The 16,740-nt window shown below is 58.4% G+C and carries 9 protein-coding genes; 5 read left to right on the plus strand and 4 right to left on the minus strand.

Annotated elements, in window-relative coordinates; translation table 11 throughout:
* The first annotated feature begins 11 nt into the window (after nt 1-11).
* Complete coding sequence (locus BCCGELA001_RS31085; protein WP_008545754.1) at nt 12-572, plus strand: GNAT family N-acetyltransferase; 561 nt, start codon at nt 12-14, stop codon at nt 570-572.
* A 1,143-nt stretch (nt 573-1,715) separates the two neighbouring features.
* Here the strand turns inward: BCCGELA001_RS31085 and BCCGELA001_RS31095 are convergent.
* The 3 genes from BCCGELA001_RS31095 to BCCGELA001_RS31105 form a co-directional block, all read right to left on the minus strand.
* Entirely contained in the window at nt 1,716-2,606 is an 891-nt protein-coding gene (locus BCCGELA001_RS31095; RefSeq protein ID WP_008545756.1) for an alpha/beta hydrolase, read from the minus strand.
* A 112-nt stretch (nt 2,607-2,718) separates the two neighbouring features.
* Nucleotides 2,719-3,819, minus strand: a complete 1,101-nt coding sequence (locus tag BCCGELA001_RS31100) for an NAD(P)-dependent alcohol dehydrogenase (protein WP_008545757.1) — start codon at nt 3,817-3,819, stop codon at nt 2,719-2,721.
* Nucleotides 3,820-3,904: 85 nt separating this feature from the next.
* Entirely contained in the window at nt 3,905-5,374 is a 1,470-nt protein-coding gene (locus BCCGELA001_RS31105) for a benzaldehyde dehydrogenase (RefSeq protein ID WP_236840796.1), read from the minus strand.
* 385 nt (nt 5,375-5,759) lie between these two features.
* Between BCCGELA001_RS31105 and BCCGELA001_RS31110 the strand changes: the two genes are divergently transcribed.
* The 3 genes from BCCGELA001_RS31110 (at nt 5,760) to BCCGELA001_RS31125 (ending at nt 11,512) form a co-directional block, all read left to right on the plus strand.
* The gene (locus BCCGELA001_RS31110) at nt 5,760-7,553 is read left to right on the plus strand and encodes a sigma-54-dependent Fis family transcriptional regulator (RefSeq protein ID WP_008545761.1); all 1,794 of its coding nucleotides are present in this window, start codon (nt 5,760-5,762) and stop codon (nt 7,551-7,553) included.
* A gap of 1,321 nt (nt 7,554-8,874) precedes the next feature.
* A complete protein-coding gene (locus tag BCCGELA001_RS31120) occupies nt 8,875-10,104 on the plus strand; it encodes an ABC transporter substrate-binding protein (RefSeq protein ID WP_008545763.1) in 1,230 nt (409 codons plus the stop codon).
* Nucleotides 10,105-10,609: 505 nt separating this feature from the next.
* Nucleotides 10,610-11,512, plus strand: coding sequence for a DMT family transporter (locus BCCGELA001_RS31125; protein ID WP_083543473.1), 903 nt, complete (start codon nt 10,610-10,612; stop codon nt 11,510-11,512).
* Nucleotides 11,513-14,116: 2,604 nt separating this feature from the next.
* Here the strand turns inward: BCCGELA001_RS31125 and BCCGELA001_RS31130 are convergent.
* The gene (locus tag BCCGELA001_RS31130) at nt 14,117-14,587 is read right to left on the minus strand and encodes a hypothetical protein (protein WP_008545767.1); all 471 of its coding nucleotides are present in this window, start codon (nt 14,585-14,587) and stop codon (nt 14,117-14,119) included.
* 1,396 nt (nt 14,588-15,983) lie between these two features.
* Between BCCGELA001_RS31130 and BCCGELA001_RS31135 the strand changes: the two genes are divergently transcribed.
* Nucleotides 15,984-16,733 carry a hypothetical protein gene (locus BCCGELA001_RS31135; RefSeq protein WP_008545770.1) on the plus strand — a complete coding sequence of 250 codons (750 nt, stop codon included), beginning with the start codon at nt 15,984-15,986 and terminating at the stop codon, nt 16,731-16,733.
* Nucleotides 16,734-16,740: the final 7 nt, after the last annotated feature.

The following is a 16,740-nucleotide window of genomic DNA, read 5'->3' on the forward strand; positions in this document are numbered from 1 at the left end:
GGGCTATCTGCGTGGACAAAAAGATAAAGGCGAAAGAGGCGCTAGTCTCCGACGCTATTCGGCAGCTGACGCCGATGTCTCAAGACGAGCTGTTCATTCGACGGTTCGAGCAAGGGGATGCCGATGATGTATGGCATCTGCATAGAGCCGCATCGGAAGGTGGTGCGCGCGGCCCTGAAGGGGCGTGGGAAGATGATTTACGCAATATAAGCGAAGTGTACATCAGGTCGGGCGGCGATTTCTTAACTGCCCATATTAGTTCCAAACTCATCGCGATGGGGGGATTGGAGCCGGCCGATTCTGATGTCGTGCAGCTGAAGCGTATGCGCGTCCATCCGGCCTTTCGAAGACAAGGGTTTGGAAGGCGTCTCCTTCATGAATTGGAATTGAGAGCTGTTACTCTGGGGTTCAAGTGGGTAGCGCTCGATACCACAATGATCCAAGTGGGGGCTCAAAAACTTTATGAGACCGCCGGCTATGTTCGCTGCAAGGAAGGAAGGCTGCACGGATACTCGGTCATCTTCTACGAGAAACGGCTGGCCGACGAAGGCGAGGCCAGGTTGAATAGGTGAGCTTGAGAGGCTGGGATGATCCATCCAGCGCTGTAGGTCAGCTTCATGGCATGCTGAAACCCCGACGTGCTCCTGCAACATCCTCGCCAGACTGCGGTGTACTCGGGGCGGATCCAATCTGCGTGCCGGAGGGCGTCCCGACTACGCCGACGTAGTTGAGCACCGTATGGTCTGGTACCCTCGAGCCTAACGATCCCAGGAGATGATAATCCGCCACATCCGTGATAGGTCAGCCAGTGGAACGCGCACGGTGATTGATAGCCGTTGCCTGACCGAGGGACGCTCTTGTTCGGCCTCCGGCATTGCAGCCAAGAGTTTGTCGGCCACCAGTCGACAAGGCTCACTAGAAAAATGGCCGGACCTCAGCGGGATCACAAACCTTCAAGTTTAACATTGATCTCGCCGGATTGGTCGAAGTCAACAGTGCGATCCGGCTCTTTATCGGGCGCGAGTCAGTGCCCAACCTCTCGGCTTGGCTATGAAACTCGACCAGCTTTTCTTTCATCAGAAATCCGACCGGCCTGTCGATGATAGGCGCCACAAGGCTATCGGCCGTGTAGGAGCTGCCGCCTTCGTGCGCGGCGTCATCCGCTCTAGGTGTTACTTTCCCATCAGCCACAACCAAGTCGTACTCGAGCGTCTGAGCTGCTGCACGGCTAGTTGATATAACGAGGAATGCCATCTTCCCTACGGTTCGGCGGTCCATAGATTACCTCGGTGATGGTCGCATCCGGAATGCCCAACGTTTATCGCCATCAGCTATGGCCTTAGAAACGGCGATCAGCCATTTTCCAGAGGTTACCATGTTGGTGGAGAAGACCTTTCAAGCAGCTTTCCTCCGCCGCGCTGCATTACATCAGCAAAGTTTGGATGACCAATGGCCGTGCAGCCTTTGCAAGGTTCCTATCGGGGCATGTGCATCTATCCCGGTCCCGACCCGCCGGGCCTGTACATTCCTTAGCAAAACATCCCCCATGACTGGATGCGAGTTGCCGATCGACTGGCCGCCACATGCTCGATTGTGGCCGCCGACGTCGGTTCAGCGAAGCGGCCTGCAATGTACTGGAACATGACACCCTCGACGAACTATTGGACTGACGCGTCGCAGGGAGACTTCTTCAGCCCGGTGGACGCCTTCAAGGATCAACCAACAAGGTGCGCCCGCGCGAAGACCGCTGCCTCTTCGATCGAGGCCATGCCTTCGTCGAGCATCGGCGCAAACAATTGCCAAGAGTGGCACATGCCCTCCCAGACCTTGAGCTCAGCAAAGACGCCCGCCCGGCGGAGCCGCTCAGCGAGCTGAACGCTATCATCGCGCAGCAGCTCCCACGATCCAACGTGAATCAAGATCGGCGGTAGCTTAGAAAGATCACTATTCAGCGGCGTAAGATAAGGCGACGCTGGAACGCCGGCGCCGAAATAGGCGTGCTTGAACAGCTCGATTAGTTCGGGGGTGAGCAGGGGCGCGTCGGCGGCGGAGCAGAACGACTCGCTCTGTCCGGTGAAGTCGAGCGCCGGCGACATCACAGCCAGCGCACCCGGAATGGGCAGCCCTTCGTCGCGGGCCCGCATCGCGGTCGATACTGCGAGGTTGCCGCCCGCTGAGTCGCCGGACAGGCAAATTGCAGATGGCGAAAAGCCCTGCTCCAACGCCCATTTGTATACGGCGAGCGCGTCGTCATGGGCGGCCGGTGCCGGATGTTCGGGTGCGAGCCGATAGTCCGCGGCGAGGACGGCAACGCCGGAGGCACGCGCGAGATTGGCGGCGATAACACGGTGCGAGCGTGACGAGCCAAAGAAAAAGCCGCCGCCGTGGAAATGGATGATCAGGCACTTGTCGTTCGAGTCAGGATAGTGGATCAGGTCGCCACCGAGCGGACCCGACAATACCCGCGTGGTCATAACACCGTCCGGAATCGGCGTCTGCGCATTGATTCCCTCGAACCATGTGCGCATGTCCGCCGGGCTGCCATTGACCGGCGGTGGGAACTGCGCGCTGGTTTGTAAGATCGCTGCGAGCTGCTGCTTGGACATGTTTACTCTCTTTCGATGATGAGGCGGCATGCCGGTGGATCGGTCCATTGCCATGTTTTCTTAAGGTGACGAGGCGTCAGGCTCGGCGTCACCCGCTCCAAGGATCTTTCGTTCAGTCCATTCGCACGATCGGTTTGATCACAGTACCGGTCTCGGAATCCGAGATCGCAGTGTTGATCTCTTCGAGAGTGTAGAATCTAATGAGCTTGTCGAACGGAAAACGGCCGCTTCGGTAGAGATCGATCAGCTCCGGGATAAAGACTGCGGGATCGGAGTTGCCCTCGACGATGCCAATTAGGCGCCGGCCGCCGCTCATGAAATGCGTCTCGTTGAGCACTATCTCCGCGTCCGGCCTAGACGCGCCGAGAATGCCGCAGGTGCCGCGCGGGCCAAGGCTCTCCACTGCGTTGCGGATCACCGCAGGCAAGCCGGTCGTGTCGAGCGTGAAATTCAGACCCGAGCCGGTGATCCGCATGATCGTCTCGACCGGGTCGGTTTGCCGCGGATCGATTACATGTGTTGCCCCCAGTGATCTGGCGATCTCGAGCCTTGCCGGATTAATATCGACCGCGATGATGGTGGTTGCACCTATGACGTTGGCCGCCATCAGCGCCGACAATCCGACCGATCCAGATCCGAACACCGCGAAGGATTTACCGGCGGTAATCTTCAGGGCGTTCATGACCGCGCCGGCGCCAGTCTGCATGCCGCACGCGAGCGGCCCGAGCAGTTCGAGCGGGACGTCGGACGTGACCTTCACCACATTGATCTCGTGGCAAAGCGCATGGGTTGCGAACGACGACTGGCCGAAGAAATTGCCGTTTATCCGAGTTCCGTCCGCGGACAGCGCGGTGGATCCATCCGCGCGCGCGGCGAAGAAGTTGCGTGGGAAGAATTCATGGCAGTAGGTTGCAGCGTGATCCGCGCAGCTCGGGCACCTGCCACAGGAATTGAAGGTCATCACGACGTGATCGCCGGGCTTTACCTTGGTGATCGCATCCCCCACCGCTTCGACGACGCCGGCGCCTTCGTGACCGAGCACGACCGGCAGTGGTGTCGGCAGCATGCCGTCGCGAACGACCAGGTCAGTGTGACAGACGCCCGTGGCTTTGACCTTGACTAGGATCTCGTCGGGGCGCGGGGCTTCGAGCTCGACGGTTTCAAGCTTGAGCGGCGCGCCCGTTTCGCGGGCGACGGCGGCACGGATTTTCATCCCTAATCTCCAAAGGCCAGGCGGTTTGAGGTGCAAGGCTTCCGGCAGCGCAAGCGCCGGAAGCTGTGCGGTGTCGCGAAGCGGATCAAAACGGATACGGCGTCGCCTGGAGCTTCTCCGAGGTCCACATCCATTGCGTGAACTCTTCCCAGATCGCCGGACCGCTGATCCGGCTGCCATTGCCGGAACGACCTCGCCCGCCGAATGGGGCGAACGGGCCGCCATTGACCGTCTGATCGTTGATGTGGAGATGGCCGACGATAAGGCGATCGCCCACCGCGCGCGCCCGCGCGATCGAGTTTGAAATCACGCCGGCCGCAAGACCATAATCGGAGCGATTGGCGAGCTCGACCGCTTCATCGTCGCTAGCGAAATTGACGAGGCAGGCGACGGGGCCAAAAATCTCTTCGTCGAACGCGCGCATGCCTGGTTTCACGCCGCCCAGCACGGTCGCCTCATAATATCGCCCGTCGTGGCCGCCGCCGGCCAGCAGCCGCGCGCCTTTCGCCACCGCATCGTGGACGATCTCTTCGATCTTCGCGACCTGTGCGTCGCTGATAATAGGGCCAAGCGCTACCTGTCTGGACGACGGATCGCCGGCGGGCAGATGTCGTGCCTTCTCAGCGATCTTCATCCCCAGCGCATCGGCGATTTTTGCATGCGCGAGCACGAGGCCGGTCGACATGCAGATCTGTCCCTGATGCAGAAACGCACCCCAGGCGGCATTGGAGGCTGCGACGTCAACATCGGCATCGTCGAGGATGATCAGCGAATTCTTTCCGCCGAGTTCGAGTTGTACCTTCTTGAGATGACGACCTGCAACCTCGCCGACCTTGCTGCCTCCCTCCGCCGAGCCTGTGAAGGAGATCATCGCGATGTTGGCATCGGCGCACATCGCCTCACCTGCCGCCGCCCCGCCAGGCATCACATGCAGCACCCCCGTGGGCAAGCCCGCATCCTCGAAGATGCGCGCGATGATGATTCCGCCTGATACGGCTGTGCGGGGATCAGGCTTGTGGACGACTGCATTACCCACCGCGAGCGCGGCGGCGATGGCCCGGATGGAGAGCACCAGCGGGAAGTTGAATGGCGAGATCACGCCGACCACGCCATGGGGCACGCGCTTGGCGACGCTGGATCGCCCGTGCTCCACCGACGGCAACAGGATGCCATTCGGCTCAACGGCGATTGCAGCCGCATGCCGCACGAAGGCTGCACCGTGCTCGATCTCAATCGCAGCCTTGGGTTGGGTGGAACCGCTCTCGCGCATGATCCAGCCGACCAGCTCTTCGCCGTTCTGCTCGAGCAGATCGGCCGCTTTGTTGAGGATTGATGCCCGCTCCTGTGGTAGCCTCAAGGCCCATGCCAGTTGGGCCTGGCGCGCCCCGCGCGCAGCCTTCGCGATATCCTTGGGATGGGCGATGCCGACCGAACCCAGCACCGCGCGCGTCGCCAGGTCATTGATGTCCATGACGCCGCCCTCGGTGATGCTCCACTCGCCCAAAAACGCCTTGCCGCGCCAGCGGTCGATGGCAATGAAATCGCGCGCCTGCATATTCATGGATAGGTTCTCCCCGCTTCGAGCGGAACGATGGATAGTGCGGCCGTTGAGACCGCGGCTTGCCGGGGAGAAAGAGGGCAAGGTCCTTGCCCTGCGCACGGCGGCCTAGTAGCGCCGTACTCCTAATTGGAGACCGTAAGCCGGTCCTCTGCTTCGCTTCCTCCCGCGAACGGCTCACCATTTAGCAAGGCCGGTGCCAGCCAACCACGCGAGTCCGACTGAACAACGAACTTCTTCAATTCCCCGATCAAACCAGCAGCTTAGCTCAACTACCCGGTGCAGATTGGCCCTTGGTCAAAGGGTCTTCCATCCTTGAGATTCATGAAATAATGAAATTCTGGTTGGGCGATTCTCGATTTCATGAATATGAAGGCACCTGATGAATGAGGTTGAAAGACGGATTTCGCTGGCGGAAGCATCCCGCCGCGCGGCGCAGATTCTCAGTCGCGGTGACAGCAGCGAGCTTGAGACGGGGGCTGCACCCACCTTCAATGATCTCGCCGCGTCGCTGCATTTTGCGCTAGGCGACGGACGCATCTGGCTCAACGATCAGCGCATGGTGCTGATGCAATCGCAGGTGCTCGGGCGCTTGCGCACCGAGATCATTGACGCCTTCGGGGTCGAGACGGCGAAGGCCCTGTTCATGCGGGTAGGTTACATGCAGGGCATGCGCGACGCCGAGTTGATCCAGAAGCGCTTCCCGAACGAGGACCTCACCCATGCGCTCGCGGCCGGACCGCGCGTGCATACGCTGGAGGGTTTCGTCAAGGTGACGACGCGACACTTCGAATTTGACAGCGACAAATGCACATATTTTGGCGAATTCCTGTGGGAAGACTCCTCGGAAGCCGCCGAGCACCTTGCGAGCTATGGCCTCGCAAGCGAACCGGCCTGCTGGCTTCAGGTCGGTTACCCCTCCGGCTACACCACTAAGCTGTGCGGTTGGCCCGTCATCTTCCGAGAGGTCGAATGCGCCGGCATGGGCGCGGCACGCTGCGTGGTGGTCGGCCAGCACGCCGATGCATGGGGCGACGACACGCCGGAGCGCAACTATTTCGGTTTGGAATGGAAGAGCCGCTCGATCCACGCGGTCGGGAAGGTGCCGCCCGCAGCAGACCAAAGCCCCGCCGCCGGAGGCGATGACAGTACAGTCGCGGTCGGCGTCTCGGCCGCATTCGTCCGCACTCGGCGTCAGCTCGAACGCGTCGCAACGACGGACGCCACCGTGCTTTTTGTTGGCGAGTCCGGTGTCGGCAAGGAGCTGTTCTCCAATCAGTTGCATGCCATGAGCCGGCGCAGCAGCGGACCGTTCGTAGCCATCAACTGCGCGGCTATCCCAGAGCAGCTCGTCGAATCCGAATTATTCGGCGTGGAGAAGGGCGCCTATACCGGCGCCATCGCCTCGCGCGCCGGGTATTTCGAACGCGCCTCCGGGGGCACGTTGTTTCTCGACGAGATCGCATCCCTGACCTACTCGGCCCAGGGCAAGCTGCTACGGGCGCTGCAGGAGCGCAAGATCGAACGGGTCGGCGGTACGAAGACCGTCTCGCTCGATGTCCGTGTGGTGGCGGCCTCCAACGTCGATCTGACCGCCGAGGTCGCGGCCGGTCGCTTCCGCCAGGATCTGTATTTTCGGCTCTGCGTCTTTCCGATCACGATCCCGCCGCTGCGGGAGCGGCGCGACGACATCCCGCTTTTGATGGCGCATTTTCTCGGCGTTTATTGCGCGCGCCACGGCCGGCAACTTATGGGATTCAGCCGCCGCGCCACCGAGGCGCTACTGAAATATGACTATCCTGGCAACATCCGCGAACTGCAGAACCTGATTGAGCGCGGCGTCGTGTATGCCGACGTCGGCAGCACCATAGATATCGGTCATCTGTTCAGCGGCTCGGAGCTGTTGCCGCCATTTTCAATCCAGCTTACAAGCGAGGGACGACTGGAACGCACCCCGTTAACTGGAATGCACCCACCTTCAGCGCAAGACAAAAGCACGACTTCGACCAACGCAGGCTCATCGTTGCCGGACGCGTCGTTCCCAGAGATGGAGGTGGCCGCCTACCGATCCGCGCTGGCCCGAGCAGATGGTAACGTATCGGCCGCCGCGCGCCTCTTGAAGATCAGTAGGCCACAACTCGACTATAGACTTCGCCGTCTTGGCTTAAAGTTATAGCGGCTGGAGCGCAATGATCGCGTGGAGGCTTACATCACAGCCCCATCGGCAGCATGAACTGAGTAGGCAGGCGGCCTTCAACGACCACCTGAGTGAGCCACCACAGAGGCCCGAACCACAAATCAGTGCGGGTCCTGCCGCTCTTGTTGACTCGGCCTAGCAGGAGCGAAACCTTAATCCGCAAGTCAGTCGTCTCGAAGCGCGCCCCATTCGACCCCAATAAACCCCGGCTTAGCGGACCTGCCGCGGCACTTGGGCCCGCCTGGAACGCTCTGGCGCGGGCTCGGTGGGCTTCTCGAACAAGACGGGCGGATGGGATTGAGAGCCGTGCCGCTCGTGATGAATACTGGTGTTGCCGGCCGAGCACTAGCCTGGCAATCATCGAGCTCGTTCTCATTCGATAGCGTGGCCGACGCTCCACCCGCTCTCGGGTTCGGGAAGGTGACTATGAGAGCTATCGCGCAATCAACGACTTTATAGCGCACGCGGCCTTCAATTTACGGAAGCGAGACGCATTCTGCGTGCATGATTACCATCTGCCGCGGGGGGCGGATCAGCGTAAGCTTGGCATTGATCGCTCGACCGATTACTTCCTTCTGAACGAGCGTCCGACCGTCGTGAACTGATGAATCGATGCTCGTGTACGATCTGGTCGGTTTTCAAACAGACCGGGACTTGAACAATTTCCTGGCCCGTCTCTGTTGGCATCTCGGGCCTGTACCTATTGAGATCAGCAGCTGTAAGAATGCTGCGGGCACGAGGCTCCTGAACTCGCAGAATATTCCGAGCAACGTGCGTTATCATCGCTGCGCCCAGGCGATCACTGGTTAGGGGTATCCGGGGACGATCTGTGAAGCTGCAAGACCTATGCGCGTGCGGTCCCAGCGAGACCTGTGGCCGCCTCGCCTTGTGTTGCCAACCAATACTGGTAGGTGCCTGCAAGAACTTTTTCCGATATGTGGCGGCATGCGCGACGATGGCAGCCCGCACAGCCTTTGCTCTGTCCGCTATATCGCCAAACGATCCAGGAGACGGCGAAAACGATACAGAATTAGATCATCTCCTTGTGCGGTCGGCCCGACTCGCACTCCATTGATTCACTTTGGCCGGCACTTGGTTCGTCACACTGAAGAGCTCGGAGCGGCACAACGCTATTGCCTTCTCAGAACATGGACATCCCTGAGTGAACATAGGTAAATATCAGGACGATCAGGTTCAAATGACTCTTTCGGCTGACCGGCGCCCTCGAAGCTACGATCAGTTGTCGGTTTGGCGAACAAGAACACTCATTGTTTCCTCAGGCTAGGGAGAAAAGGAGTATATGAGGCTATCAACCGCTTATGTCATCGCAATCGCAATTCTCTCGGGCACACATTTCTTTGCGGCCGCGCCAATTGCTGCGCACGAGATTTCAGGGAGTGTCATCAAAATTGGCGTGATGAACGATCAGAGCGGCCCCTATTCCGACAATTGCGGGCGAGGCTCGGTTCTCGCCGCACAACTGGCCATAAACAACTTTAGCGGGTTTATCGACGGTACGAAGGTCGAGCTCGTCGTGGCAGACGATCAAAACAAGCCTGACGTTGGCGTCGGAATTGTTATGCGCTGGCTGGATAATGAGGGGGTAGACGCGATCGTCGGCTGTTCAGCGTCGTCGATCGCGCTCGCCGTGCAAGGCGTCATGAAGAGCCGAAAGAAGCCATATCTCCTAGCTGGAACGGCGGCATCGGTATTCACGAACGAGAGATGCTCTGAAATGACCACACAATGGGCAATGGATACCTATGCGCTAGCGAAGACGACGGTGAAATCATTGATGGCGCGAAAACTGGATACCTGGTTCTTTGTCACCGTCGACTACTCCTTCGGCAAAGTGTGGCAGGCCGATGCTACTAAGTTCATCGAATCCGCCGGCGGCAAGGTCGTCGGATCCGTGTCGCACCCGCTCAATTCTTCTGATTTCGCGTCCTTCCTCCTGACAGCCCAGTCGAGTGGTGCCAAAGTCATCGCCCTGGCCAATTCGGGGGCGGACTTGGCCAATGCGCTGAAGCAGGCTCAAGAATTCGGGATCACGCAAACGCAGCAGCTTACGCCGCTCGGATTGATGATCAATCAGACGCACAGTATAGGCGTGCAGTCACTCCAGAATGTACGTCTCACCACGACCTTCTATTGGGACAGGACGGACGAGACTCGCGCGTTCGCGAAGCGCTATGAGGCGGCGTTCAACGGCAGGCTGCCCAACGAGGCGCAGGCGAGCACTTACAGCGCCGTCACGCACTATCTCAAGGCGATCGCCGCGGTACAGACCGATGAAGGCGAGGCGATTGCGCGACAGATGAAGAGCACCCCTGTCAACGATTTCGAGATGAAGAATGTCACGATTCGCGCCGACGGACAGGTAATGCGGCCGCTTTACGTCGCGCGCATAAAAGCTCCGGCGGAGCCGACTTCTCCATATGACTACTACGAGCTCACAGAAACCATTCCGGCCGAAGAAGCATGGCAGACAACAGACGATAGCTCCTGCGATCTCTTGAAGACCGAGTAATGGAGCGTGACGCTCCCTATTCGTGCTGGTGTGCAAGGTCAGCGCGGACAAGCTGGCGGAGAACCTTTTGGAGGTGACGCCGGGCGCTTAAAACCCGCGTCCATCGTCTCAAAAAGGCAGCACTGAAGGCCGGCGCGCTGTCTTGGCTCACGCTTCGGCACTCCGCCGTCGCCGGTGGAAATTCCAGGATGAAACGCTTGTCCAACCACGATTGTGCGCACCGCGTCTCTTCTCTTCGATCTTTAGTATACACCAGATCATCAACGCGGCTTCACAGATTGCTGGTTGCGCAGCACCCGTTTGACGCCAGCCTGATCGACATCCGGCTTCCTAAACTTCAACCATTCGGTCGGCGAACACGCATCAACATGCATTCAACACTCTCCATCCAATCTAAGCAAAGAGTGTCGAAGCCAGCAGAACCAGCCATCACCTATCGGGCTGGCTCGAGTACAGATTGCAGTCGCTTGGCGTCAGACCGGCTACGCGATCGGAACGCCGAGCGATGAGCAGACCACCTGCTTTCCTCGCATTTCTGTGCGGAACACTCGCGACGGTCAGCTGGAGTATTGGCAGCATCCTGTCGAAGGCTGCCCTCTGCCGCATCGATCCGCTTTCGCTTTTAACAGGGCAGTTGGCTGCGAGTGCCGCAAGCCTTACCGTACTATCCATCTGGTCAGGGGCGCCGCCGCGTCTGAGTGACTGGCGTGCTGGGCTTCCGGGTATCCTGCAGCCAGCGTTGGCGTCTAGTTTGTCAATCTTCGGACTATCGATGATGCCGGTGTCACTCGAGGCCATGCTGTTCGCGGTTGAGCCACCGATGATCATACTACTGGCGTGGTTGGTCCTGAGTGAGGTTCCGAACCTTGCAATAGTCTTCCTGAGTTTGTTGGCTTTTGCCGGTGTTTGCGTTTTGAGTTGGGGCTCTGGACCTGGTTCATCGTCAACGCACGAATTGGGGGTCGCTCTCGTTCTGGCGGGTGTATTTTTTGCCTCACTCTACAGCATAGCAATCCAAGTCATGTCGCAGAAAATCGACGCACTGCGCCTTACGACCGCCAGCCAGATTGTCGCGTTCGCAGTGGTCGCATCTGCCTGGGTCGGTATTCGTCCACTGCCAACGCTCTCTGTCGTCATGGACGATATTACGCTGGTGGTCTCATCCGGGTTGCTACTCCTTTCAATTCCCTTTCTCCTCTACGGGATGGCGCTACAGCGAATGAGTGCGACCGGCGCCGCGCTGTTGCTGCCGCTCGTTCCCATGTTGACCTCCGTTCTCGCATCAATCTTCCTTCAGGAAACACTGACCGCAACACAGTGGATTGGGGCCGCCGCGGTTCTCATATCCGCGCTTGGAACGCCTTTGGCTTTGGGCACCCGACCCCATCCTGGAAAGGAATCAATCTAGCTGTGTCCAGCGTCTGACGCAGATCTCCTTAGAAGGGACGCAATGTCGCGGGTCGGAACAGAGGGGGTGTGTCTTTGGAGCCGGTTGAGGAACTACGTATGAAGCATGAGTGCGGCCAACCTTTGCAACGTAGCTTAGCCCTGACCAACTAAACGTTCCGTGCACCCTCGGCTTGCCCTGAGCCGTTTGCTTCACCCCGGCAATAGACAGGGCGCGGTAAACTTTGAGCCATTGGCTCGATGCGGGGACGGCGACGCGTGCGGAGCACTCGACGTGGCGCAGGATCCGCCCCGTTGCTGGCTAGGATCGCTGCGATTGGCGTATTCGGTTGGTGCGAAGTTTGCCATGGCGCTGTGCGGTCAGGTATTGCTGATGTGAACTTTCCAGGCCGCCGACACGGCTCGTGCCTTTGCGAGCGAGGTGAACACGTCTCATTGAGAGCTTGGTATGACAGGTGGGAACTAAAACCCTCGAAACGGCGTTTTGGGCAGCTTGCCGGGCGCGATTTAGTGTCATCAATCTGCGTTTCCTGGCTGAAAGTGCAGCTCGGCCATTCCGGTCAGCTCTGTACCATAAACGGACTGGCACATCGCCGGCTGCCGCGCCGGGCGGTGATGTTGACAGAGAGCTCACGTACGACATTTCGCAGCAAAGTATCGGCAAAGAGCGCCAAGCATTCGCGGGTGAGATCGCCCACTATGGCCTAGAATGCGGAAAGATAATCCGTCGGCGAACGGATCTGACAGGAACTCGAGGCTCCAGCGTCGGTTGGCCGCTTGCCGGAACCCGCCCCCGCTTGCGCCCGCCACACCGGTGAACCTGCGGCCGGTTCTCGCGAAAGCCGCCGAATCGTTCGTACTTATGACTGGTCCCTCGCGAGGCATCCCTACCGGTGGCCGAACCGACGGCGGATCGGGGATAGTTCGCCCAGATAGCCACGTACGAGACCATCCGAACGCCGCGAGAGCGATATGCGATTTGACCCCCCAGGACTTTGCACGCCAGCCGCTGCCTCCCTCAAAGGTGGTCCGCAGATGAGCGACGGCCTCTCGCGTCCTGATGGCGTCCTCATCGTTTGCCGCAATGTCCTTGAGCATGGCTTGTCGCGCATTGCCTCGGCTGATAGCTCTTCTTTGTGTCCTCGTCCTTCAGTGCGTTGAGCCAGTTCGCGTCGGACAACTCCAGGCCGCCAGACGTCCCTAGCAAGTCGCGATGGAGATCAACTGTTTGCAGCAGACATCAGCTGTGCCGTTCGATCCCCTGCTCCAAGACAATCTCGAGTGATCTTCCGGTCTGTGGAATCACTTTACTTTGTAGCCCATCCCTCTCGAGATGACGCGCTCTACGCACTTCTGGAGAACTCTACGGGGTACAGACCAGATCGAAAGTGACGTCACTTTTTTTGGCAGGGCTGAACCGAACCGGTTACAGCGCGGTCTTCCGTACTCAATCGGCTCAAAGCCACGTTCAGTTGGACGCGCACCGCTCAGCACACGCGTCATCACTCAATTCATAGGGCGGCCTACCACGGCAGAATGCCACGCGGCAAATGTCCAAGAGGCACGATTGCCGGCTCAGCGCTCATGTTACGACGATCCATCATGAGTACAGCCATAACACTTAGGTTTCTTGATGCTTCACTGTCACACTTAACTAGGCAAAAGCAGTGTATTCGGTCGTGAGCACAGCTGAGCTACCACTGTCACCAGTCGACGGACTCATGGACCTTCGGGATTTCTGAGGCGCGCGCTCGGCTGGGAATCATCAACTTTGACTGTCGAGGATCTACACATGTCACGTTCCCCTCTGCAAACCGCGCTCTATGCTGTGCTGAGAGCTGCTTTGGAGGATGCTGTCCGGATGGTACCCGAAGTGAAACGCACGTCCTCCTTAAAAGCTTGCCTTGCCGAGAAGGTGTTAGCTCTGGCGGCGCGCGGTGAAAAGAATCCGTCGATCCTGAGTCGTCTCGCCGTACTGACGATACAGGACTCCTGTCATGGCTGTTACGGATGCGAAGGGCCTAGTCGCGGGCGGCCGCCGCGTAGCGAGGGTAGATAAATTTGAACGGAACGATCCGCTGCTTTCTCACAGTCATACGTTGTTAACGCGCTCGCTTTCGTTCATTCAGGGCAATTGCCGCAAGAACAGCGCATGACAGTGCATTCCGCGATGGCGAAGCGTGTCCATCTCACGCTGTGTCGTCGCAAGTGATAACTTCCCGATTACGATTCTGCATTGCTCCGTGATCACTGCTCATTCTCTAACGTCACCGACTGATTGCCGCACACCTCAATTTTTTGTTTCGCTCAAATGCCGTAATTTACACTCAGATGCCGAGAAGGACATTCTGTCCGCATTCGACCTTGTAGTACGTCCCGCCCCTTTCCGTTCGTTCCGCGCGAATTCGGGGCTATATGGGACACCAACGAGGCAAGCGAGGAGCCGAGCTCCACAGGTCATCTCGAAGTTTCCGCAGCAGCCAAGTGCGCCCAGACGGATCCGCGAACTCCTTTCCGGAGGAGGAAACGATGTCTGGCCTGCCTAAGTCACGATGGCTCATCCAACTTGTGTAGACGCTGCTCCAGCAGTCTGCCAGCGCATCAATCAGGACAGCTCGCGTGGCAGAGCTGGGCTCCTCGGTTCGCGTCCTTCCAGCACGATTAAGGTCTTCTTCTGCGCCGAATACTGCCGGCGTATCTGGCGCAAGATGTGTTTTACCACTTGTTCCGGCGGCGCCTTACCCGATGCGGAATTCCGCTTCATCCTCGCTACTGCTGGCTGCGATGAAGCAGAGATCCTTTCGTAAAAGACCTGTAGTTTATCTCGCAGCTCTTGCAGCGTTCCCGTGATGAGCCAGTCACTTGGTTCTCGAGAGACCTGATCAGTCCAAAATGGTAAGATCATTAAGCAACGAAAGTCATTGCAGATACCCTTGTAGGGGCTCGCCTCACAATCAGGGCATATCGTATCGGCTGCCAGCACCTTGGTGTCGACTGGTCGCGCGGCGACCTCAGCGACGAAGATCGGCAGAGCCGCTGCAAGCGCGACAGCGCCGGCAAAACGCATATTCTTCATCGAGAGTCCCTCTATTAGGCCGGCCCCAGCCGTCCTCAACCCATTCTATATAAAGATGCCACGAGCGGTAAACTTGTTTCTCTTGATCGAAAGCATCTACGGCATGGATGAGTTTGAACCTCTCGCAGGTGTCTCGATCAGACAGATTGAGAATGATCAGGCTCTTCAAGAAAGAGGCTCCGGTTATGGCCTACCAAGCGCTGGACTGCCCAATCGCGTAAGGAATCAAATGGTTGCCGCAACATCGATATATTCAATCGCGACAATCCGTCGTCCAGCACTTCGCCGGCGTCTTTTAGAGCGTCTTACTTGGTCGGCTATGAGGGCGGCCACGACGCTGGTGGTTTCTATGGGACGCTGAGGTCGGTGCCTTTCGGGCCGTATTGGCGCTGCAGCCCTTTGGTGTTCTCGTTAGTGGCGCGTTTGCGAGCTTCCATCGCTACCTGGCACGAAGGCTGCTGGGCAAAAAAACGCACACTTTGTCAGAACGCAGTTGTTTGAGCGAGAAATAGCGACATTGCCGCCATCGTCTGCGCCATGTCCTGAACCTTTTGGCTCGAATTGATTTTGCCGGAAGCGCCGAGATAGGCACGGGCTGCTCGATCGGGGCGACAGAATGGGAGACTTTAAGATGCAGTTGCCGGTGAGGTCACCTTGCGAAGTCGAAGTTGGGTCACCGGCCACCTCCGCGGCAAGCACCTGACGTCCCTCCTGCAGCACTCAACATGGCGATATCGATCGCTTGCGCCAACAGTCGGTCACCGATCACCATCGTTCGCGCCGTTTGGGATCGCGGGCGATCGTGATAAGGGCAACGAGCTTTCAGCACGGCGCTCTGTCGATCGAGTATCAGACCTTATCCTGCTTGGCCAATCACCTATTCTGCTTACCGAACTCCGCCAGCACGGCGCTCTCAGCTTGCTCGAAGCCTTTCAGCCCACATCTAACTGATGCCATACGCAACCGAGAAGGTGCCGCCGCGTGTCAAGCCGGACGCAAACAACGATGGTCACTCCATCTTGACTTCCATCTAGTCATAGAACGATCGCGCCATGCATATGCATCGCTATCCACCTTAGATCCTGACGCTACGTAAGATTCAAGCTGCTTAAATATGGACCAACATCAGAAGCATCCTAGCCGTCACTCCTGACTCTAGCGCGCTGTTGTCTTGCACCGCCTTTCAGACGCAATCTTTCGGCCAGCACCACTTTCTTGCAGTCTTCTTATCGGCGCGCCGCTTATTACGCTGCCGCTAAAATATTGCTGTCCACCATTCACCTCAACGGCGTCTCACAATTGGATTGTCCCTCGTTCTGCCATGTTCGCAATAAAAGCAGGCACCCGCCGCTGACGCATGTCGCGTCGGCCAAATCGAGTGCCCTAGGGGAATTCCATGGTGAAGCCAGTTGTGATTGTAGTCGGCGCGGACAAGGGGGGAGTAGGAAAGACGACAGTGTCCCGCACGCTTCTCGACTACTTCAGCACCAACACCGTCCAGACACGTGCGTTCGACACGGAATCGCCGCGTGGAACGTTGAAGCGTTTTTACCCCGAGATCACGGAAATCGTCGATATGACGACGACCTCGGACCAGATGAAGATCTTCGACACCTTGAACTCTGGACTCTCGGTCACAATCATCGACGCTCGAGCAGGCCTGTTGTCCTCAGCGCTGGCCTCCTTGCGCGATATCGGCTTCTTGGATGCTGCACGGTCCGGCCAGATCACCTTCGCCGTATTTCATATCTTGGGCCCCTCCATCGCTTCGCTGGATGAGATCGCCGAGACCGCCACTTTCATGGCCGGGGCCAAATATTTTCTGGTCAAGAACTTCATCAATGACACTCAGTTCTTCCAGTGGGACCAAGAAACCTACAACTCCTATTTTCATCGGATCAAGTACGCCACGGAGTTGACTATACCGAAGCTCAACGCGATGGCTTATGAGCAGGTCGAAGTCGCTTCGGTTCCGTTCGTTGACTTTGTCGCAAATAAGGGACGACACGATGAGGCGGCGAACTACTCCTTCGTGCTACGCGGCTATGTTCGACACTGGCTGGCGAACGTCTGGAGCGAATACGACCGCATCAGCCTAACCGAATTGGCAGGCGCCAAGTCGTCTACCCGTAGCGGAGAACAATAGGCGCTTG

It is taken from the genome of Bradyrhizobium sp. CCGE-LA001, from assembly GCF_000296215.2.
Lineage (GTDB): Bacteria > Pseudomonadota > Alphaproteobacteria > Rhizobiales > Xanthobacteraceae > Bradyrhizobium.

Bases quoted from the DNA above. Each gene is read 5' to 3' on its own strand.
- BCCGELA001_RS31095 (WP_008545756.1), bottom strand. From the start codon at position 2,606: ATGTCCAAGCAGCAGCTCGCAGCGATCTTACAAACCAGCGCGCAGTTC.
- BCCGELA001_RS31100 (WP_008545757.1), bottom strand. From the start codon at position 3,819: ATGAAAATCCGTGCCGCCGTCGCCCGCGAAACGGGCGCGCCGCTCAAG.
- BCCGELA001_RS31105 (WP_236840796.1), bottom strand. From the start codon at position 5,374: ATGCAGGCGCGCGATTTCATTGCCATCGACCGCTGGCGCGGCAAGGCG.
- BCCGELA001_RS31110 (WP_008545761.1), top strand. From the start codon at position 5,760: ATGAATGAGGTTGAAAGACGGATTTCGCTGGCGGAAGCATCCCGCCGC.
- BCCGELA001_RS31120 (WP_008545763.1), top strand. From the start codon at position 8,875: ATGAGGCTATCAACCGCTTATGTCATCGCAATCGCAATTCTCTCGGGC.
- BCCGELA001_RS31125 (WP_083543473.1), top strand. From the start codon at position 10,610: ATGAGCAGACCACCTGCTTTCCTCGCATTTCTGTGCGGAACACTCGCG.
- BCCGELA001_RS31130 (WP_008545767.1), bottom strand. From the start codon at position 14,587: ATGAAGAATATGCGTTTTGCCGGCGCTGTCGCGCTTGCAGCGGCTCTG.
- BCCGELA001_RS31135 (WP_008545770.1), top strand. From the start codon at position 15,984: ATGGTGAAGCCAGTTGTGATTGTAGTCGGCGCGGACAAGGGGGGAGTA.